General features: G+C 61.6%; 18 protein-coding genes. 8 read left to right on the top strand and 10 right to left on the bottom strand.

Annotation, left to right across the window (positions count from 1 at the left end):
- Position 1: 1 nt before the first annotated feature.
- From HJ536_RS09505 to pseB, 4 genes are read right to left on the bottom strand one after another with little or no spacing between them, the layout of a single operon-like run.
- Entirely contained in the window at positions 2-682 is a 681-nt protein-coding gene (locus tag HJ536_RS09505) for an acylneuraminate cytidylyltransferase family protein (RefSeq protein ID WP_177157528.1), read from the bottom strand.
- Entirely contained in the window at positions 682-1,752 is a 1,071-nt protein-coding gene (locus tag HJ536_RS09500; protein WP_177157527.1) for an N-acetylneuraminate synthase family protein, read from the bottom strand. Before HJ536_RS09500 ends, HJ536_RS09505 begins: the two co-directional genes overlap by 1 nt.
- Before the next feature lie 21 nt (positions 1,753-1,773).
- On the bottom strand, positions 1,774-2,937 hold the full coding sequence (pseC, locus tag HJ536_RS09495) for a UDP-4-amino-4,6-dideoxy-N-acetyl-beta-L-altrosamine transaminase (RefSeq protein ID WP_177157526.1): 1,164 nt from the start codon (positions 2,935-2,937) through the stop codon (positions 1,774-1,776).
- Entirely contained in the window at positions 2,937-3,935 is a 999-nt protein-coding gene (gene pseB, locus HJ536_RS09490) for a UDP-N-acetylglucosamine 4,6-dehydratase (inverting) (RefSeq protein WP_177157525.1), read from the bottom strand. The genes pseC and pseB overlap by 1 nt, the downstream gene beginning before the upstream one ends.
- Positions 3,936-4,097: 162 nt before the next feature.
- Here pseB and HJ536_RS09485 point away from each other — a divergent pair, with 162 nt between their 5' ends.
- The 3 genes from HJ536_RS09485 to HJ536_RS09475 are packed head-to-tail and all read left to right on the top strand — an operon-like array spanning position 4,098 to position 7,471.
- Positions 4,098-5,222: a glycosyltransferase family 4 protein gene (locus tag HJ536_RS09485; RefSeq protein ID WP_177157524.1), complete on the top strand. Its 1,125-nt coding sequence runs from the start codon at positions 4,098-4,100 to the stop codon at positions 5,220-5,222.
- A 60-nt stretch (positions 5,223-5,282) separates the two neighbouring features.
- Positions 5,283-6,314, top strand: a complete 1,032-nt coding sequence (locus HJ536_RS09480) for a glycosyltransferase (RefSeq protein ID WP_177157523.1) — start codon at positions 5,283-5,285, stop codon at positions 6,312-6,314.
- Complete coding sequence (locus HJ536_RS09475; RefSeq protein WP_177157522.1) at positions 6,311-7,471, top strand: glycosyltransferase; 1,161 nt, start codon at positions 6,311-6,313, stop codon at positions 7,469-7,471. The genes HJ536_RS09480 and HJ536_RS09475 overlap by 4 nt, the downstream gene beginning before the upstream one ends.
- Here the strand turns inward: HJ536_RS09475 and HJ536_RS09470 are convergent.
- Positions 7,462-9,216 carry an ABC transporter ATP-binding protein gene (locus HJ536_RS09470; protein ID WP_177157521.1) on the bottom strand — a complete coding sequence of 585 codons (1,755 nt, stop codon included), beginning with the start codon at positions 9,214-9,216 and terminating at the stop codon, positions 7,462-7,464. The two genes, HJ536_RS09475 and HJ536_RS09470, sit on opposite strands and share 10 nt — an antisense overlap.
- 134 nt (positions 9,217-9,350) lie before the next feature.
- Here HJ536_RS09470 and HJ536_RS09465 point away from each other — a divergent pair, with 134 nt between their 5' ends.
- The 5 genes from HJ536_RS09465 to HJ536_RS09445 all read left to right on the top strand — a co-directional run bounded on the left by HJ536_RS09465 (position 9,351) and on the right by HJ536_RS09445 (position 13,232).
- Positions 9,351-10,493, top strand: a complete 1,143-nt coding sequence (locus HJ536_RS09465; RefSeq protein WP_176853366.1) for an acyl-CoA dehydrogenase family protein — start codon at positions 9,351-9,353, stop codon at positions 10,491-10,493.
- Positions 10,490-11,524: an enoyl-CoA hydratase/isomerase family protein gene (locus tag HJ536_RS09460; protein ID WP_177157520.1), complete on the top strand. Its 1,035-nt coding sequence runs from the start codon at positions 10,490-10,492 to the stop codon at positions 11,522-11,524. The genes HJ536_RS09465 and HJ536_RS09460 overlap by 4 nt, the downstream gene beginning before the upstream one ends.
- Before the next feature lie 51 nt (positions 11,525-11,575).
- Positions 11,576-12,490, top strand: coding sequence for a 3-hydroxyisobutyrate dehydrogenase (mmsB, locus tag HJ536_RS09455; protein WP_338082431.1), 915 nt, complete (start codon positions 11,576-11,578; stop codon positions 12,488-12,490).
- A gap of 88 nt (positions 12,491-12,578) precedes the next feature.
- Positions 12,579-12,935, top strand: coding sequence for an excinuclease ABC subunit A (locus HJ536_RS09450; RefSeq protein ID WP_228028684.1), 357 nt, complete (start codon positions 12,579-12,581; stop codon positions 12,933-12,935).
- Between the two features lie 96 nt (positions 12,936-13,031).
- Positions 13,032-13,232 carry a YgaP family membrane protein gene (locus HJ536_RS09445; protein ID WP_176853369.1) on the top strand — a complete coding sequence of 67 codons (201 nt, stop codon included), beginning with the start codon at positions 13,032-13,034 and terminating at the stop codon, positions 13,230-13,232.
- Positions 13,233-13,235: 3 nt separating this feature from the next.
- On the opposite strand, the gene HJ536_RS09440 is transcribed toward HJ536_RS09445, so the two are convergent.
- The 5 genes from HJ536_RS09440 to HJ536_RS09420 all read right to left on the bottom strand — a co-directional run bounded on the left by HJ536_RS09440 (position 13,236) and on the right by HJ536_RS09420 (position 20,200).
- Positions 13,236-13,619 (bottom strand): hypothetical protein, encoded by a 384-nt coding sequence (locus HJ536_RS09440; protein ID WP_177157518.1) that lies wholly within the window; start codon positions 13,617-13,619, stop codon positions 13,236-13,238.
- A 93-nt stretch (positions 13,620-13,712) separates the two neighbouring features.
- Positions 13,713-16,571: an excinuclease ABC subunit UvrA gene (gene uvrA, locus HJ536_RS09435; protein WP_176853371.1), complete on the bottom strand. Its 2,859-nt coding sequence runs from the start codon at positions 16,569-16,571 to the stop codon at positions 13,713-13,715.
- A gap of 226 nt (positions 16,572-16,797) precedes the next feature.
- A complete protein-coding gene (gene lpdA / locus HJ536_RS09430) occupies positions 16,798-18,192 on the bottom strand; it encodes a dihydrolipoyl dehydrogenase (protein WP_176853372.1) in 1,395 nt (464 codons plus the stop codon).
- Positions 18,193-18,259: 67 nt separating this feature from the next.
- Positions 18,260-18,853, bottom strand: coding sequence for a DUF924 family protein (locus tag HJ536_RS09425; protein WP_176853373.1), 594 nt, complete (start codon positions 18,851-18,853; stop codon positions 18,260-18,262).
- A 96-nt stretch (positions 18,854-18,949) separates the two neighbouring features.
- Complete coding sequence (locus HJ536_RS09420) at positions 18,950-20,200, bottom strand: MFS transporter (RefSeq protein ID WP_176853374.1); 1,251 nt, start codon at positions 20,198-20,200, stop codon at positions 18,950-18,952.
- Positions 20,201-20,236: the final 36 nt, after the last annotated feature.

Genomic DNA, 20,236 nt, shown 5'->3' with positions numbered 1-20,236 from the left:
CTCAGGCCTCGCCTCGGTTCAGGGCGAACTTGCGGCGCAAGGTCTCCAGATCGTCGGGGGTGTCCACGTCCTGCACATGTTCGGCGGGCACTTCGTAGCCGCGCAGACGGGCGGGATAGAAATCGGGCTGCTTGATGAACATCTCGGTCCGCACCCAATAGAGCGTCCCGTTCGAGGCTGCCACATGGGGATGGGCCTGCGATTTGAGCATGTTCAACTCGGGCCAGAGGGGCACCATATTTCCCGCCTCGTCCAGTTTCATCGCCTTATAGGGATGGATTGGATAGCCCGAGACCCCCATCACCCCGTCGCAGCCCTCATCGGCCAGCGCATAGGACGCCCGCAGATCTTCGGACGTGATCAATGCCGCCGTCGCATAGACGCAGCAGAACCATTCGGGTCGCTCATCCAGCTGGCGCAGCAGGTCCGCGCACACGGCCTTGACCGGCGCGACATCGTCGCTCAGGCCCGCGCCGCGCATGGATACCTCGGCACCATAGGCAAGGGCCACATCGGCCATCTCGGCATCATCGGTGCTGACGATCACACGCGAAAACAGGCCGCTTTCTTGGGCGGCCCGCACGGGATAGCTCAGCAAAGGGTGCCCCGCCAGATCGGCGATATTCTTGCGCGGGGTGCGTTTAGAGCCCCCCCGCGCAGGGATTATGGCAATCGGCTGCATCAGGCCTTCGCGAAGTCGCTCACGTTCAGCATGTCGCCGACCTTGACGTCACGGGTCAGGACGGTGTCGCCCATGGCCTCGTACTCTTTGGGGGTCAGGCCATAGCCGGGGCGGCGGAATTCGACCGCCAGATCGGCCAGACGGGTGCCCGCAGGCGCGTCCGCATTCGCGAACACCGAACGACGGATCGCCAGCGCCTTTTTGCGGGCTTCGGCGTCCATCACGCGGCGCGGGCTGCCTTGGCATGCTTCGACAGCGCGGATCGCATCGACGAACGCCTTCATGTCCTGAGGCTCCAGCGACATGATGTGCTCGACCGAGCGGGTGGTGCGGTCAAAGGTGATGGTCTTTTCGATCAGGTTGGCGCCCAGCATGATCGCCGAGATATCCAGATCCCAACCGGGGTTGTGGTCCGAATAGGCGACGGCCAGTTCAGGGAACAACTGACGCAGGCTCTCGACCACGCGCAGGTTCACTTGGTCGTAGCGCGCCGGATAGCCCGAGGGGCAATGGTGAATGATGATCTGGTCGTTGCCTTCGGAACGGATCACGTCCACGGCTTCTTCGATCTCGCCAAAGCCGGCGTTGCCAGTGTCGATCTGCAGCGACACACCGGTTTTCGCCGCATAGCGCAGCAGCGGCAGGTGGGTCACGTCAGCGGACGCGATCTTGATCGACTGGCAGCCGATATCGACCAAAAGGTCAATCTCGTCCTCGAAGCCGACGGTGGCAAAGAACGCCAGCCCAAGGCTGTCTGCGTGCGCTTTGACCTCGCGCCATTCGTCCTTGGACAGGGCGCGGCGGGCCAGAATGTCATAGAGGGGCTCGGACACAGTCTCGGTCGCGCCGGTTTCGCGGTCCACCAGAACGTCATAGGTGAACAGCTGCTTGCGGTCGGCAACCAGACGATCGGGGTCGAGGATCTGGAACTTGATCGCATCACCACCGGCTTTGTGCGCCTCGGTGATCAGGGCCTTCGCGCTTTCGACGCCGTCATGGGTCGGGCCAGCTTCGAAGGTCAGGAAGCAGGGATGCCCTGCGCCAATCGTTTTCCCGCCAATCTTGATCATATCAAAGTCCTCTCTGACTGGTTACTTGCCAGTGCTGTGGGTAAGCGCGTTTTCGAGTGCGGCGACCACCTGATCCTGTTCGGCATCGGTCAGACCGGCGTACAGGGGGATCGAGATGGCGCGCGAATAGTAGTCCTCGGCCACGGGGAAATCCCCGATATTGTGGCCCAGATCGCGGTAATAGGGCTGCGTGTGCACGGGGATATAGTGCAGGTTCACACCGATCCCGTTCGCGCGCAGATGTTCGAACACCGCACGGTGCTGTGCGGCATCGTCCAGACGGATCACATAGAGGTGCCACGCAGAGCGCGCCCCTTCGATCCGGCCGGGGGTTTTCAAAGGCAGATCGGCCAGCAAGGCGTCATAGTGATCGGCCAGCGCATTACGGCGGTCGATAAACTGATCCAGACGGGCCATCTGCGACAGGCCAAGTGCGGCCTGCATTTCGGTCATCCGGTAGTTCCATCCCAGATCAACCTGCTGGTAGTACCACGGACCGTCCGCCTCGTGGGTCATCAGCGCGGGATCACGGGTCACACCGTGGCTGCGCAGCAGACCCATGCGCTCGGCCAGAACGGGGTCGTTCGTGGTGGCCAAGCCGCCCTCGGCTGTGGTGATGATCTTGACGGGGTGGAAGCTGAAGATGGTGATGTCGGAATGTTCGCAGGCGCCGACCTTGGCACCCTGATAGCTGGCGCCGATGGCGTGGCTCGCATCCTCGACGATCTTGATCCCGTACTTGCGGGCCAGAGCGGCGATTTCGCCAGCGCGGGTGGACTGGCCGCACATGTGCACGGGCACGATGACCTTGGGCAAACGGCCAGCGGCCTCGGCCGCCTCCAGTTTTGCCGCCAAGGCATCAGGGCACATGTTGAAGGTATCCGCGTCAATATCGACGAAATCCACATCCGCGCCGCAATAGCGCCCGCAGTTGGCCGAGGCGACAAAGGTGATGGGGGTCGTCCACATCAGATCCCCCTCGCCCAATCCCAGCGCCTTGACCGCGATGTGCAGCGCCGAAGTTGCCGAGTTCACGGCCACCCCGAATTTCGCGCCCACATAACCGGCAATGGCCTGTTCAAAGGCCGGAACAGCCGGCCCTTGGGTCAGGAAATCCGATTTCAGGACATCGACAACCGCGTCGATATCGGCCTGCGAAATATCCTGACGGCCATAGGGGATCATCAGATCGCTCCGATCTTTTCACGGTTGGCGTCTATCCACGCCTGCAGCTCTTCGTCCTTCATCCACTCGGTGTTGTTGTCGCTCGAGTAGACAAAGTCCTCGGCCACGCGCACACCGTCCTTGATACGGGCGCTGTCGCTGCCCCAGTTGTTCAGGTTCGGCAGGATTTTGAAGTGCTCTTCGTATTCGTAGGTGAACATCGCATCTTCGGCGCCGACCATCTGCTCATGGATCTTCTCGCCGGGGCGGATGCCGATGATTTCCTGGCTGGCTTCGGGCGCAATCACGCGGGCCACGTCGGTCACCTTCATCGAGGGGATCTTCTTCACATAGATCTCACCGCCGATCATGTCTTCGAACGCGTGCCAGACCAGTTCAACGCCCTGCTCGAGCGAGATCATGAAGCGGGTCATGCGCGGATCGGTGATCGGTAGAACGCCCTTGTCCTTGATCGACATGAAGAACGGAATGACCGACCCGCGCGACCCCATGACGTTGCCATAACGCACAACCGAGAAGCAGGTGTCATGGCCGCCCGCATAGGCGTTGCCCGCGACGAACAGTTTGTCCGACGCCAGCTTGGAGGCACCATAGAGGTTGATCGGGCTCGAGGCCTTATCGGTGGACAGGGCAACCACGCCTTTGACCTTCTTGTCGATGGCGGCGTCGATAACGTTCATCGCGCCGTTCACGTTGGTCTTGATGCACTCGAACGGATTGTATTCGGCAGTCGGCACGATCTTGGTTGCGGCGGCGTGCACCACATAGTCCACACCGTCAAACGCGCGGTACATCCGTTCACGATCACGGACATCACCGATAAAGAAACGCACGCGCGGATCGTTCTGGAACAGCTTGGCCATTTCCCACTGCTTCATCTCGTCGCGAGAGTAGATGATGACCTTTTTGGGATTGTAGCGTTCCAGTGTCATCGGAACAAAGGCGTGACCGAACGAGCCGGTGCCGCCCGTCACGAGAATGGTTTTGTTTTCGAACATACGACCTGCCCGCACTTGCATGGGGGCTAAGGGCCCCGCCTGAATTTACCCGTCCTTAGCAGTGTGAATGGGCTTTGACCAGATGGACGGGCCGACAGCCCTTTGCATTCTGTGCCTGTGTGGTCTAGTCCTGCACAGGTTTTATTCCCCCACGAGGCCGCCATGGGTCAGATCCGAATCCTATTTCCCTATACCGGCGATAGTGTTGGCGGCAGTCACATTTCCTCGCTGACATTGGCGCGGGCGCTGCCGCGGGACCGGTTCGAACCGGTGGTCGCCGTGCACGATGCGGGGCCGCTGGACGGATACCTACGGGGGCTGGATATGCCGTGGCTGGATGCGCCACATATCGCCTATCCCGATACCAGCAGCTACGGCAAACAGATCGGGCGCTACATGCGCGCCCTGCCCGCCCTGGTCCGGTTCATCAAGCAGCACAAGATCAACGTGGTCCATACCCACGACATCCGTATGCACCTCAGCTGGTCGGTGGCCGCACGGATCGCGGGCGTGCCCCATGTCTGGCACCAGCGCACGCCCACATCCGCCAAACGGCTGGACCGCTATACCGCACTGTCGGCCAAGGTGATCGGGGTTTCCGAATACTGCCGCGCGCAGTTCCCGCCCGCGATGCAGGCCCGCGCCGATGTCATCTATAACCCGTTCGAAATTCCGCCCGCGCCTAACACCGCCGCCGCCCGTCTGGCGTTGAAGCAACGCTTGGGTCTGCGGGCCGACGCGCAGGTCGTGGCCTATGTCGCCAACTTGGCTGAGCGGAAACGCCCCCAGTTCTTTGTCCAAATCGCCAAGGCTCTGCGCGAACAGGGCCGTCACAACCTGCACTTTGTCATGCTCGGAGAGGCACGAGAGCCCCAGAACACCGAAGTCCAGAACGCCATCGAGGCTGCTGGCCTGCGCGGCATCTGCCGTCATATGGGCCCGCAATATCCCATTCTGCCTTGGATGGCCGGTGCGGATCTGATGATCGCCCCTGCCGTCCACGAAGCCCTTGGCCGCACCATGATCGAGGCGCAACTTCTGGGCACGCCCCTTTTGGCCAGCGACCACGGCGGCAATCCCGAAATCATCGGGCACATCCAGACCGGCCTTCTGGCCCCTGCCGATGATCTGGAGGCCTTTACCGCCGCTGCCGCGCAGCTGCTGGACGACCCCGAACTGGCCGGAACGCTGACCGCGAATGCCCGCGCCTCGGCCGAAGCCAAGTTCAGCCTGAACCGCCACTTGACCCAAATGCTGGCGGTCTATGACGCCCTGCCTCGCCGATAACAGGTTCCCATTCGCGCCGATAGCCATTAGGCATCGCCGCAACCGCATGGATGGATGCTCATGAAAATTCTTTACGTGATCCGCAAACGCGAGAACCGCCACTGGGCCAAGCGCCTGCAACGCTGGGTCACAGGTTTCACCGACGGGCAGGACGGCTTCTTCGAGGCCAGCCTGCACTATGGCACCGACGTGACCCGCCGCACCTTCGAAGAAGTGATGGCGATGGGCCGCGACCAGCTGGCCCGTTTCGACGCGATCGTGGTGAACGCAAAGTCCGGCTTTCCGTGGCGCGAACCCGAGGTGGCCGCCAAGATCATCCGTGGCTGGGGCCGCCCCGCCGCGCTGTTTCTGGGTTCGGCCCGCCCGCAGGACATGGCCCCCGATGGGGTGTGTGACCAGTTCGACATCCTGTTCAAGCGCGAACCCTTTGCCGATCTGGACCGCTATGACATTTCGGCCACGAACAAGGCCAAGATGGTAACGACCCTGTTGTCGAACCAGCTGGTGAACATGAGCTGGCGGTTCAAACACCGCAACGACAGCTTCGTGCCCGCCCAGTTCGGTTATGAAACGCCCAAATTCGTCGACGTGTTCTTTCTGGGCAAGGTCAGCCATGTGCGTCTGGACAACCGCGTTGCCGCTTGGACCAAGGTCAAAGAACAGCTTGGCGATCTGAACTGCATTGGCGGCCTGTCCCCCAATGACGAAAGCCCCGTGCCCGACCATCTGCGCGGCGAGATCATGCCAAAGCCCGACTACCTGAAAACCCTGCTTGAGACGCGGATCAACCTCGCCCTCTCGGGCATCGGGCCGTTCACCCACCGCCATCTGGAGCTGTTCTATGCAGGGGCCTTTGCCCTGTCGAACAATGACATCGAGCCCCTGTGGCTGCGGGCGCCGGTGGTCAAGGGGCAAGACTATGCCGCCTTCGACACCGAGGACGAGATGATCGACATGATCCGCTATTACATCGCCCACGATGCCGAACGCGAGGCCATCGCCAAGAACGGCCGCGCCTGTTTCGAGCGCCTCTATGATGTGCCCGCCCACTCGGTCGAGCTGCGTGATGCCCTGCAAAAGGTGATCCGATGACCCTCCCCCGCGTTTGCATCGCCACCGGTGACTACTATCGCCTTGGCGAGACCTTCGTGAACCGCCACATCGCCGAGATTTTCGGCGGCTCTGTGGGCGTGATCACCGGCCGCTATCATGGCGAGAACCCGCTGGACAAACCCGTGTTCGAACGCCGCCAGCGGTCCGGCGGGATTGGCGCGCTTCTGCAGGGCTTGCTGTGGTACATCCCCTACAACACGATCAAACACGGCACCTCGCGCCTGCCCTATGGTCAGGCCAAAGAGGATCTGATCGCGTTTTTGCAGGAGCATCGGGTCGAAGTAATTCTGGCCGAATTCGGCACGCAGGCGCTGGCGCTGGCGCCATTGGCCAATGAGCTGAACATCCCGATCTTCACCTATTTCCGCGGCACCGATGCGTCCAAGCACATCCAGCGCGAGCGGATCGTGAAGGCCTATAACAAGATGATGCCGCGCCTATCGGGCGTGTTCTCGGTCAGCCAGTTCCTGCTGGATAACCTTGCGCGTCATGGGGTGGATGTGAACCCGAACGCCCATGTGGTGCCCTCGGGCGTGGATATCCGCCGCTTTGTGCCCGGTGAAAAGCGTCCCGGCAGCTTTCTGGCCGTTGGCCGGTTTGTCGAGAAAAAGGCCCCCCAGATTACCCTGCGTGCCTTTGCCAAGGCCGCGCAGAACCACCCGGAGGCCCGTCTGGATTTCATCGGCTCTGGCCCCCTGCTGGAAGAGTGCCAGAAACTGGCCGCCGATATGGGCGTTGCCAATCAGGTTACGTTCCACGGCCAGCAGCCTCACGAATATGTCCGCCAGCACCTGCTGACGACCGAAGTGTTCCTGCAGCACTCGATCACCGCCGCCGACGGCAATACCGAAGGCCTGCCCACCGCGATCCAAGAGGCCTTGGCCTGCGGCTGCATCACCATCTCGACCCGTCACGCGGGCATCCCCGAGGCGGTCGAGCACGGCGTGAACGGCTACTTGGTTGAGGAATGGGACGAGGACGGCTTTGGCCGCCAGATCGCCGCCGTTCTGGACCAGGCGGACCGCAGCGCCATGGCCGCCGCCGCCCGTCAGACCGCCGAGGACAAGTTCGACAATGACAAGGGCCTCGCCCGTGTCGAGCGCATCATTCTGGAGACGATCGGCCGTCAGGCCTGATCCATCTCCAGATTGAACAGACTGCGATAAAGCGCGGTTTCCACCATCAGGGCCTCGTGGGTGTCAAAGCCCACGACCCGACCGTGATCCAGCACCAGCACCCGATCCACCCACTCCAGCGTCGAGGGACGGTGGGTCACGAACAGCATGGTGCTGTCCTTGGCGCCTTGGACAACGGCCTCCATCACGGCGCGGTCGTTTTCCCCGTCGAGCGCACTGGTGGCTTCGTCAAAGATATAGACCTTGGCCTGTTTCACCAGCGCGCGGGCGATGCCGACGCGCTGCTTCTGACCGCCGGACAAATTGGACCCATTGGGGCCAACAGCCGCGTTCAGACCGCCCTGTAGCTTTTCGATCACCGGCTCCAGCGCGGCGCGGCGCACGGCGTCCAGAACCTGAGCCTCGGTCGCGGTGGGATGACCGTCCAGAATGTTGTCATGGATGGACCCGTCAAACAGGAACACATCCTGAGAGATCAGCGCAATCCCGTCGCGCAGGGCATCGGGGGCCACTTCGCGCAGGTCCAGCCCACCCAGCCGCACCACCCCGTCTGTGGGGTCATAGAACCGCTGGCACAGGTCGATAAAGGTCGTCTTGCCCGCGCCCGAACGGCCCACAATCGCGATGCGTTCGCCCGCCTGAATGGACAGGTCCACGTTATGCAGCGCAGGCGCGTCATCGGCGTAATAAAAGCTCACATCCTCGAACGCGATCGAGGGTTTGACATCATCCAGCTTTAGCGTCCCGCTGCGGGTTGCGGCCTGCGGGGTGTCCAGCATCTGGTGCATCATGGTGACGTGCACGAGGCCCTTCTGGATATCCACCAGCGTTTTGGACACGCGCTCGGCGGGCTGATAGGCCAGCAGGAAGGCGGTGATGAACGCGGTGAATTCACCGGGGGTCTTGCCGTTGGTGATGGTCTGCCAGCTGGCGTACATCACGAACAGGCCGATCACGACTCCGCCCAACAGCTCCATCAGGGGCACGGTGGCGTTGGTCGCCTTGGCGATGCCGACCACGCGCTTTTCCAGATCCTCGACCACATCGGCGAACCGACGGGCGGATTTCTCTTCCAGCGCATAGCTTTTGACGGTGCGGATACCTTCGATCGATTCCACACCGGTCGAGGCCATGACCTGCAGCAGTTCCGTTTCATGCTTGGAGTGCTTGCGGACGCTCTTGATCAGGCGGCCGACCATGAAAAAGATCAGCGGAAACAGGCCCAGACAGATCAGCGACATCGTGGCATCCTGACGCACCATCACGATCACCAGCGCGATCAGGGTCAGCACATCGGTGATCAGCTTGTTCGCGATACTCACCACGACCGAGCCGCAGGATTTCCCGAACATCATGATGCGCTGCATATGCTTCGCCGGATGCAGACCCGCAAAGAAATCCACGTCCCGATAGAGCACGTTCTCGAACAGGGCGCGCTGGTTATGGGCCGCGATCTGGCGGTTCATGACCGTCTGGATCACCGAGTTCCCATACTGGAAAAAGCTTTTGGCAACGCTGATCCCGATGACCAGCGCGGCAACCATCCACGCCTCGGACACGTTTTCGGACACGAACACATCGTTCACGATCCGCTTGGTGGACCATGCCAGCAGACCCGTGAACACGGAAACACCCACCATGAACACGACGTTCAGGGTGAACAGTTTCCAACGGGGCAGCAGCTCTTCTTTCAGCAGACGCTTGGTAGTCTGCATGGGGGTCGCCTCGGCGGGCTTGGCGGGCATGGGGGCTCCTCGCTTTGGGCCAATTCGCGCTAGGATTGGCATATACGCGGCGCGACCCCCTCTTGCAATCATGCGGGGATCAGGGCAACTTCTGAACACATGTTCAATTCATGCACCGGAGGGGAGGCCGCGCCATGGATTTCGCACTGACCGAGGAACAACAGGCCATATTCGATATGGCCCGCGCATTCGGCGAGGAGCACATCGCCCCGAACGCCCAAATCTGGGAGCACGAAGGCACAATCCCCAAGGATCTGTGGCCCAAACTGGCCGAACTGGGATTCGGCGGACTGTATGTGTCCGAGGACAACGGCGGCTCGGGCCTGACGCGGCTCGACGCCACGCTGGTGTTCGAGGCCCTGTCGATGTCCTGTCCTTCGGTGGCGGCTTTCCTGTCGATCCACAATATGTGCGCCAAAATGCTGGACAGCTTTGCCAGCGACGAGATGCGCGACCGATACCTGCCCGCCGCCTTGTCGATGGAAAAGGTGTTCTCTTACTGCCTCACCGAACCCGGATCGGGCAGCGACGCCGCCGCCCTGCGCACCCGCGCCGCGGCCACTGATCAGGGCTACAGCCTGACGGGCACCAAGGCGTTCATCTCGGGCGGTGGCTATTCCGACGCCTATATCGTGATGGCTCGCTCGGGCGATGACAGCCCCCGCGGCATCTCGGCCTTTGTGATCGAGGACGGCACCCCCGGCCTCAGCTTTGGCGGGCTCGAGGACAAGATGGGTTGGCGCTCCCAGCCCACTCGTCAGGTGCAAATGGATGACTGCCACATCCCCGCTGCGAACCTGCTGGGCACCGAGGGCGAAGGGTTCAAATACGCGATGAAGGGCCTGGATGGCGGGCGCCTGAATATCTCGGCCTGCTCGCTGGGGGCTGCGCAATCGGCGCTGGACAAAACCCTGACCTACATGGCTGAACGAAAAGCCTTTGGTAAATCGATCGACCAATTTCAGGCCCTGCAATTCCGCCTCGCCGATGCGGAAATCGAACTCCAGGCCGCCCGCACCTTCCTGCGCCACGCCGCATGGAAGCTGGACCAAGGCGCGCCCGACGCCACCAAATTCTGTGCCATGGCCAAGAAATTCGTGACCGAAGCAGGCAGCCGCGTCGCCGACCAGTGCCTGCAACTGCATGGCGGCTATGGCTACTTGGCGGACTACGGCATTGAAAAGATCGTGCGCGATCTACGTGTGCACCAGATCCTTGAAGGCACGAACGAAATCATGCGCCTGATTGTGGCGCGTCAGCTCTTGGCCGAAAAATGACATCAGACATTTCCATCCGCACCGAGGGGCGCGCAGGCCGCATCACCCTGACCCGCCCCAAATCCCTGAACGCCCTGTCCTATGACATGTGCAAGGCGATCGCCGCCGCGCTGGACGCATGGGACACCGACCCCAGCGTCCACCTGATCCTGATCGACGCCGACGGCGACCGCGCCTTCTGCGCCGGTGGCGACATCGCAGCCATCTACCACCAAGGCAAAGCAGGCGACTACGCCGAGGCCCGCCAGTTCTGGGCCGACGAATACCGGATGAACAACCGGCTCGCGACCTATGCCAAGCCGATCGTCAGCTTCATGCACGGCTTTGTCATGGGCGGCGGCGTGGGCGTGGGCTGCCACGTCAAACACCGCATCGTCGGGGATACCACGCGCATCGCCATGCCCGAATGCGGCATCGGTCTGGTTCCGGACGTTGGCGGCACCGCCCTCTTGGCTGCGGCCCCCGGCCACCTTGGCGAATACCTTGGGCTGACGGGCGCGCGCATGGACGCGGGCGACGCGATCCGCGCTGGCTTTGCCGACCACTACATCGCCGAAGCCGCATGGGACGATCTGAAAACCCAGCTGATCGAAACCGGCGACATCACCGCCCTGACGGCCACGCTGCACCCCGCCCCCGAGGCCAGCCTGACCCTGAAACAGGACCTGATCGACGAACTGTTCTCGGCCGACACCCTGACCGCGCTCTTCGACCGCCTCGAAGCCAACTCCTCGGATTTCGCGGCAGACACCCTGAAGTCCCTGCGCCATCACGCGCCCCTCGCCATGGCCACCTCCATGACCCTGATCCGCCGCCAGCGCCCCACGCCCGACCTCAAAGACGCGCTGACGTGGGAATACCGCTGCACCTACCGCGCGCAGGAACAGGGCGACTTCCTCGAAGGCATCCGCGCCCAAGTCATCGACAAAGACCGCACCCCGAAATGGACCCATGCCAGCCCCGCCGATCTGACCCAAGCGGAAGTCGACCGGATGATCGAACCGCTCGGGGATCACGAACTGCGTTTCTGACTTCTTCTTTGCTGAAAATACTCAAAATCCCCGCGATCCACAGGGCGCTCCATCGCGGCACAGCCAGACCACAGCGCCCACTGGGAGGACACAATGAAAATCGCATTTATCGGCCTTGGGAACATGGGCGCACCGATGGCCACCAATCTGGCCAAAGCGGGCCACGAGGTCACCGGCTATGACGCGGCGGGTGTCACCGTCGACGGCATCACCCCCGCCCAATCCGGGGCCGAGGCTGCACAGACCGCAGACGTCGTGATCACCATGCTTCCGAACGGGGCGATCCTGCGCAAAGTCGCGGACGAAGTGATCCCCGCCATGCCCGCAGGGGCGATCCTGCTGGATTGCTCGACCGTTGACGTGGACAGCGCCCGCGCGGTGGCCGAGCAGGCCCAAGCGGCCGGCCTTGGCGCGCTGGACGCTCCGGTCTCGGGCGGCATCGGCGGCGCGGCGGCGGGCACCCTGACCTTCATGGTCGGCGGGACCGAGGACGCGTTCAACACCGCCAAGCCGCTCTTTGACATCATGGGCCAGAAGGCCGTGCATTGCGGCCCCTCGGGCAACGGTCAGGCGGCCAAGATCTGCAACAACATGATCCTCGGCGTCACCATGATCGCCACCTGCGAGGCTTTTGCCCTGGCCGACAAGCTGGGCCTCGACCGTCAGGCGATGTTCGACGTGGTCTCCACGTCCTCGGGCGCCAGCTGGTCGATCAACGCTTACTGCCCTGCCCCCGGTGTTGGCCCCCAGTCCCCTGCGGACAACGGCTACAAGCCCGGTTTCGCCGCAGATCTGATGCTCAAGGACCTGCGCCTGTCCCAACAAGCCGCCGCCAGCGCCGATGCGGACACCCCCATGGGCCAACTGGCCGAAGCCCTTTACCAGAGCTTTGTCGAAACCGAAGGCGGCAGCGGTCAGGACTTCAGCGCCATGCTCCCCCGCTTCTCGGGGCGTAGCCGCGGCTAACATCCGCCGATCCCATCACAGGGCCGCGAGCGCAGGAAACTGCCTCGCGGCCTTTGCGTTATTGCGATGAAGATGAAAGGAACTCGTTATGAAACGGACTGCTCTTATTCTCGCGACCGCGATGGCTGCCACTCTGACCGCCCCCATGGCCTTTGCCGCCGGTAACGGCTGCCCTCCGGGTCTGGCCAAGAAAGACCCCGCCTGCGTGCCTCCGGGCCAAGCCAAGAAGATGTACAACCACGACCGCGATGATCATGACGACCGTCACGATGGCACCTACCGCCGCGGCGACCACATTGACCGCTATGACCGCCTGACCGATGCCGAACGCTATGGTCTGCGCGATGGCAGCTATGTGGTGTCGAACGGCTATGTGTATCGCATCAACTCGAACACCGGCGAGGTTCTGGCCGTGATCGGCGCGCTTCAGAGCCTGCTGAACTAACGGATGCTGCGGCCAAAGCGCCGCAGCCCATCCCTCTGGTAGCGGGCCAACCTGAATGCTATATTCGAATTATAGAATATCATTCAGGAGCCCGTTATGTTCTCGAAAAATATTGGCGGCATTGACCGCATCCTGCGTATCGTTGTCGGCGCGGCCTTGCTGGTCGGCTTCCTGTTCAACGGGGACGCAGAATATGGATGGCTGTACCTGTTCGGGATCATCCCGCTGGCAACCGGCCTGCTGTCCACATGCCCGCTCTATAGCATCTTTGGCATGAACACCTGCCCGCGCAAATAAGCGCTACTTGTCAAAGGGCGTCGGCCCCTCGACCCCGAGGTGCTCGGCGAATTTGAAGCAATACTGCATCCAGTCGGCCACTTCCTGGCGGTTGGCTGGATCGTCCCAATTGCCGTCCTCCCAGCGTTTTTCCCAAACCACCCGCTTCTGAACAGCCATCTCGCTGACGTAAGAGGCATTGCGCATCCGCTCTGCCTCTGCGCGCATGTTGGTGGCGGTGCCGACGTAATAGTCCAGCATCGCATTCTGGCCGGGAACGGGGGTTTGATCGCCGGTCAGCGCCTCGATCAAAACGGCGCATTCCACCAGACTTTCCTCGAACGGTTGGCCCGCATGGGCCGTGCTGCTGGCCATCAGACCCGCCAGCACAAGGGCAAACGCCTTCATCACACTCTCCTTCACTCACACGTCAGGAGAGGTAACACATAAATCCGACCAGACAATGACACGAAAGAGGCGGGACTTGCGCCCCGCCCCCTGTTATTCCGCCGCCACCCGCTTGGGGTTCAGCATATCGACCAGATAGCGCCCCGTGTGACTGCGCGGCTCTTTGGCCACCGCTTCGGGGGTGCCGGTCGCGACCACTTCGCCGCCACCATCGCCGCCCTCGGGGCCGATGTCGATGATCCAGTCGGCGGTCTTGATGACATCGAGGTTATGCTCGATCACCACCACGCTATTGCCCTGCTCGACCAGTTCATGCAGCACTTCCAAGAGCTTGCGCACATCCTCGAAATGCAGGCCGGTGGTCGGTTCGTCCAGAATATACAGGGTCCGGCCCGTGGACCGCTTCGAAAGCTCCTTGGACAGCTTGACGCGCTGCGCCTCGCCGCCTGACAGGGTCGTCGCCTGCTGGCCCACCTTGATATAGCCCAGACCCACCCGCATCAGGGCGTCCATCTTCTCGCGGATGCTCGGCACCGCCTGGAAGAATTCCTGTGCGTCCTCGACGGTCATATCCAGCACGTCGGCGATGGATTTGCCCTTGAACTGCACCTCAAGCGTCTCGCGGTTATACCGCTTTCCCTTACAGGTTTCGCAGGTCACATATACGTCGGGCAGGAAGTGCATCTCGATCTTGATGACACCGTCACCTTGGCACGCCTCGCAGCGCCCGCCCTTGACGTTAAAGCTGAAGCGGCCCGGTTTGTACCCGCGCGCCTTGGCCTCTGGCAGACCAGCGAACCAATCGCGGATCGGGGTGAACGCACCGGTATAGGTCGCGGGGTTGGACCGCGGGGTGCGCCCGATGGGGCGTTGATCGATGTCGATCACCTTGTCCAGATGTTCGAGCCCCTTGATGGTCTGGCAGGGCGCAGGCACCTGTTTGGCGCCGTTCAGCCGCATGGAGGCGGTCTTGAACAGAGTCTCGATCGTCAGGGTCGATTTGCCCCCGCCCGACACGCCGGACACGCAGACGAACTTGCCCAAGGGGAAGTCCACCGTCACATCCTTGAGGTTGTTGCCCGTCGCCTTGACGACCTGAACCTTCTTGCCGTTGCCTTCGCGGCGCTCGGTCGGGACGCTGATTTCCCGCTTGCCCGACAGGTATTGGCCGGTCAGCGAATTGGGATCATTCGCCAGATCAGAGGGCGTCCCGTGGGCTACCACCTGCCCGCCATGCACCCCTGCCCCCGGCCCGATGTCGAACACATAGTCCGCCTCGCGGATTGCATCTTCGTCATGCTCGACCACGATCACTGTGTTCCCCTGATCGCGCAGGTTCTTCAACGTGGTAAGCAAGCGGTCGTTGTCCCGCTGGTGCAGACCGATCGAGGGTTCGTCCAGAACATACAGCACGCCCGTCAGACCACTTCCGATCTGGCTGGCCAAGCGGATGCGCTGGCTTTCACCGCCCGACAGGGTGCCCGCATTGCGCGACAGCGTCAGGTATTCGAGGCCCACGTTGTTCAAGAAGCCCAGACGTTCGCGGATTTCTTTCAGGATCGCGTGGGCGATTTCATTCTTCTGTTTGGACAGATGTTCGGGCACCGTCAGGCACCACTCATAGGCCTGCTTGATCGACATCTGGACCACTTGGCCCACATGCATCCCGCCGATTTTCACCGCCAAAGCCTCGTCCCGCAGACGATAGCCGTGGCACGCTCCACAAGGACGGTTGTTCTGATACCGCTCGAATTCCTCGCGCACCCAGCTCGAGTCCGTCTCGCGGTAGCGGCGTTCCATGTTCGGGATCACGCCCTCGAACACACGGCTGACCTGATAAACGCGGCCGCCCTCGTCATAGCGGAACTGGATTTCGTCGTCGCCCGAGCCGTACAGGAATACCTGTTTGACGTGGGCGGGCAGATCCTTCCACTTGGTGTTCTTGTTGAATTCGTAGTGCTTGGCGATGGCCTCGATGGTCTGCAGAAAATAGGGCGACTTGCCCTTGCGCCACGGGGCCAAGGCACCGTCATACACCTTCAGGTCTTCGTCCGGCACCACCAGCTTTTCGTCAAAGAACAGCTCCACCCCAAGGCCGTCGCACACAGGGCACGCCCCGAACGGCGCGTTGAACGAAAAGAGGCGCGGCTCGATCTCGGGGATGGTGAAGCCACTGACAGGACACGCGAAATTCTCGCTGAACGTAATCCGCTCCGGATCGCCCTCGCGGGGCGCGGTTTCCAGAATGGCGATGCCATCGGCCAAATCCAGCGCCGTGCGGAAGCTGTCCGCCAGACGGGTTTCCATCCCTTCGCGCACCACGATCCGGTCGACCACCACGTCGATGTCATGGCGGTACTTCTTGTCCAGGGTCGGCGGCTCGTCCAGTTCATAGAACTCGCCATCCACCTTGACCCGCTGAAAGCCCTGCTTGCGCAGCTCCATAAACTCTTTCTTGTACTCGCCCTTGCGGTCCCGAACGATGGGCGCCAGCAGATAGGCCCGAGTGCCCTCCTCCATGCCCATCACACGGTCGACCATGTCCTGCACCTGCTGCGCCTCAATCGGCAAACCGGTCGCGGGGCTGTACGGCGTTCCCGCCCGCGCGAACAGCAGACGCATATAGTCGTAAATCTCGGTAACCGTCCCGACAGTGGATCGGGGGTTCTTGCTGGTGGTCTTTTGCTCGATGGAAATCGCCGGGCTCAACCCGCTGATGTGATCCACATCGGGCTTTTCCATCATATCCAAGAACTGCCGCGCATAGGCGCTCAAGCTCTCGACATAGCGGCGCTGGCCTTCGGCATAGATCGTATCAAACGCCAGACTGGATTTCCCCGAGCCCGACAATCCGGTGATCACCACCAACTCGTCGCGCGGAATATCCACGTCGATGTTCTTCAGATTATGCTCGCGCGCGCCGCGCACCTCGATGAACTTCAGCTCGGCCATTCCGGATCCCCAAAGACAGACTTCCATCAAATAGGTCAGATGCGCCGAGTCTCCAACAGTTCATTAAGAACTTTTTAAGAACATCGCCCGATCAGCCACCCCAAAACGCCGATTCCAGCTTCTTTTTGCGAAAAATACTCAAATCCCCTGCCCTCCACCGGCCCAAAGAAAAAGGGCGAGAGCAGCCCGCGCCACTCTCGCCCCCTCAATCTCTCACCTGACGGGATCAGATGTGGATCGCACGATCCCATGCGTCCAAGGTGCTCTCGTGCATCATTTCCGACAGGGTCGGGTGCGGGAACACGGTTTCCATCAGGTCCGCCTCGGTGGTCTCCAGCTTCTGGCCGATGACGTAGCCCTGGATCATCTCGGTCACTTCCGCGCCGACCATGTGGGCCCCCAGCAGCTCGCCGGTTTCCGCGTCAAACACGGTTTTCACCATGCCTTCGGGCTCGCCCAAAGCAATCGCCTTGCCGTTCCCGATAAAGGGGAAACGGCCAACCTTGACCTTGTAGCCCTTCTCTTTCGCCTTGGCTTCGGTCAGGCCGACGCTGGCGATCTGCGGGTGGCAATAGGTGCAGCCGGCGATGGTTTCGGGCTTCACGGGGTGCGGATGACCGCCCGCGATGAACTCGGCAACCATGACACCCTCGTGCGAGGCTTTGTGCGCCAGCCACGGACCTTGGGTCGCGTCGCCAATCACAAACAGGCCGTCCACGCCGGTGCGGCAGTATTCGTCGGTCACAGCAAAGCTGCGGTCGATTTTCACACCCAGCTCTTCCAGACCGATGCCGCCGGTGTTGGCCACGATGCCAACCGCCGAAATCACAGTGTCGAACTCTTCGGTCTCGACCTTGCCGCCCATTTCGATGTGCGCCACGACCTTGCCGTTGCCGCGGTCCAGCTTCTTGACCATGGCTTTTTCTTTGATCTTGATGCCCTGCTTCACAAAGGACTTCTTGGCAAAGGCCGCGATTTCCGCGTCCTCGACGGGCAGGATGCGGTCCTGCACTTCGACCACGGTCGTGTCAGCGCCAAGGGTGCTGTAGAAGCTGGCGAATTCGATGCCGATCGCACCGGACCCGATGACCAGCAGCTTCTTGGGCATACGCTTGGGGGTCAGCGCGTGCTTGTAGGTCCAGACCAGATCACCATCGGCTTCCAGACCGGGCAGCTCGCGGGCGCGGGCGCCGGTGGCGACGATGATGTTCTTGGCAACCAGTTCCTCGGTACCCTTGTCAGTGGTCACGGTGACTTTGCCTTTGGCAGGCAGGGTCGCGGTGCCCATGATCACGGTCACTTTGTTTTTCTTCAGCAGATGGCCAACGCCGCCATTCAGCTGCTTTGCCACACCGCGCGAACGGGCCACGACTGCGTCCAGATCGAAACCGATCTTTTCCGCCGACAGGCCGAATTCCTTGGCGCGATGCATCATGTGGTACACCTCGGCCGAGCGCAGCAGCGCCTTGGTCGGGATGCAGCCCCAGTTCAGGCAGATCCCGCCCATGTGTTCACGCTCGACCACGGCGGTCTTGAGCCCCAGCTGTGCTGCGCGAATAGCAGCAACATATCCGCCGGGGCCCGCCCCGATCACGACAACATCGAATTCCTTGGCGGCCATTGGCTCTCCTCCGATTCCAGAATTAGTTTGACGTTAAACTATCTTGGTCGGGGCATCAATAAAGCCGTCAGCCAACAACTTCCAGATGTTGTTTTTCCTGCCACTCCCGCAGCAATCCGCCGTAACCGCCGTTGCCCAGAAAATCGGCTTCGGCTTTGGTGGTGGCGCGGCTCAGCGCCTCGTTCCGATAGGGGAAGCGGCCGAATTTACGAATGATTTCACGGTGAACTTTCGCGTGCAGCAGGTTGCCTGCGCCGCTTTCGGGCAGCCGTTCATGCATCAGGCGCACGCAGCGGTCCTGATCGCACTGGCTCTCGGAATGCATGAGGGGCAGGTAGAAAAACTGCCGTGCGGGTTCGTGAATACGCAGATCCCAGCCGTGGTCGATGGCGACTTTGGCTGCGGCGCGGGCCGGAAAATCGGTAGCAAAGGACTGACCTTCGCCGCGGAACATGTTTCTGGGGAATTGATCGGTCAGAATAATATAGGCCAGCGCACCGGTCGGGTAGGTCAGCCACAGGCCATAGGCACCCTCTGCGGCCTCTTCCCACGCCACCAGAAATTTGTCGCGGATTTTCGCGTCCAGCTCGGGGGTGCCGTTATACCAGCCTTTGGGACCAACTTCGTCCAACCAGAACTCGAGTACCATTTCGGGGGTCATGCCTGTCTCCTCCACTCAAACCATCATAGAATCGTTACGTAAGGTTGAGTGGAGATGACAGTCACAATTTATAACAGATCGCTGCAGTTGCCGCGTTCAGTGAGCCTCGTGCACAGGATTGGCCGTCGAATCCTCTAGCGCGGCCTCGACTGCCAGTTGGGTCGCGGTGGCGTAAACCGGCGAGTAAGAGCCATAGTCCTGAACCGCCGGCGCCGCGCGTTTGGTCATCCGGTAGGCCGCGTAGGCCACCAGCGCCACCAGCAAAAACGCGATGATCAGGAAGAAGCCGTTAGGGCCAAAAACCTCCATCAGCCAGCCGGTAATGATGGGGCCCGCGATGGCGCCAAAGCCGTTGATGAACACCAGACCGCCCGAGGCCGCGGCCATATCCTGCGGTTCGAGATAGTCATTGGTGTAGGCGATCATCAGCGCATAAAGCGGGTTCGTGACCGCCCCGATCAGGCCAGACGCCACCAGCAGCAAGGTGAAATTGCTGCCCGAGAACATGCCCAGAACCGCCCCCGCCGCACCGATGGCGGACAGGATCAGGATCAGCAAACGGCGGTCCATTCGGTCGGAAATCCAGCCGATGGGGTACTGCACGACCAGCGCCGCTGCAAAAAACATCGAGATGAATATCGAAATTTGTCCGGTGGTTAGCCCAGCTTCGGTACCGAAAACCGAGGCCATACCGAACTGCGCCGCGAACACGCCGCCCAGCAGGAACATCCCCATGCACCCCAAGGGCGAGATGTTATACAGCTGCCGAAGCGTCATCGGTTTCGTCTGGTCGAACGCAGGGGTCGGGTTCACCGACAACAGAATGGGCGTAAAGGACAGCGAGACCAGCACCGACGGGATCACGAACAGCAGATAGCCCCCCACATCGCCGACGTTCACCAGACCCTGCGCCGCGACCAGACCAAAGATCTGCACCAGCATATAGAGCGACAGCGCCTGCCCTCGGGTTTCGTTGGTGGCGGTGTTATTCAGCCAGCTTTCGGCGGTCACATATACGGCGGAAAAACAGAAGCCCACGGCCACCCGCCCCAGCGTCCATGCCCAAGGGTGCGCGAAGGCCGGATACAGGATCAGCACCGCCGACACGGTCGAGGCCAGCGCCGCGAACACGCGCACGTGCCCCACACGGCGGATCATTTCTGGGGCCATACGCGACCCGCCCAGAAAGCCCAAGAAATAGGCAGACATGACCACAGACATCTCGAAGGTGCCGAACCCTTCGTAGGCACCGCGCAGACCCAGCAAGGTCCCCTGCATCCCGTTGCCAACCATCAGTAGCAAAAGACCCAGCAGTAGCGGCCATGCGCTGGCGAGTACCTGTAGCATCACATCTTCCCAGAGTTTGCGTTTCAGTTCGCGGGC

It is taken from the genome of Donghicola mangrovi, from assembly GCF_013377535.1.
GTDB classification, from domain to species: domain Bacteria; phylum Pseudomonadota; class Alphaproteobacteria; order Rhodobacterales; family Rhodobacteraceae; genus Donghicola; species Donghicola mangrovi.
Note: the sequence above shows the minus strand (reverse complement) of the source record. Positions and strands in the feature narration are given on the sequence as shown.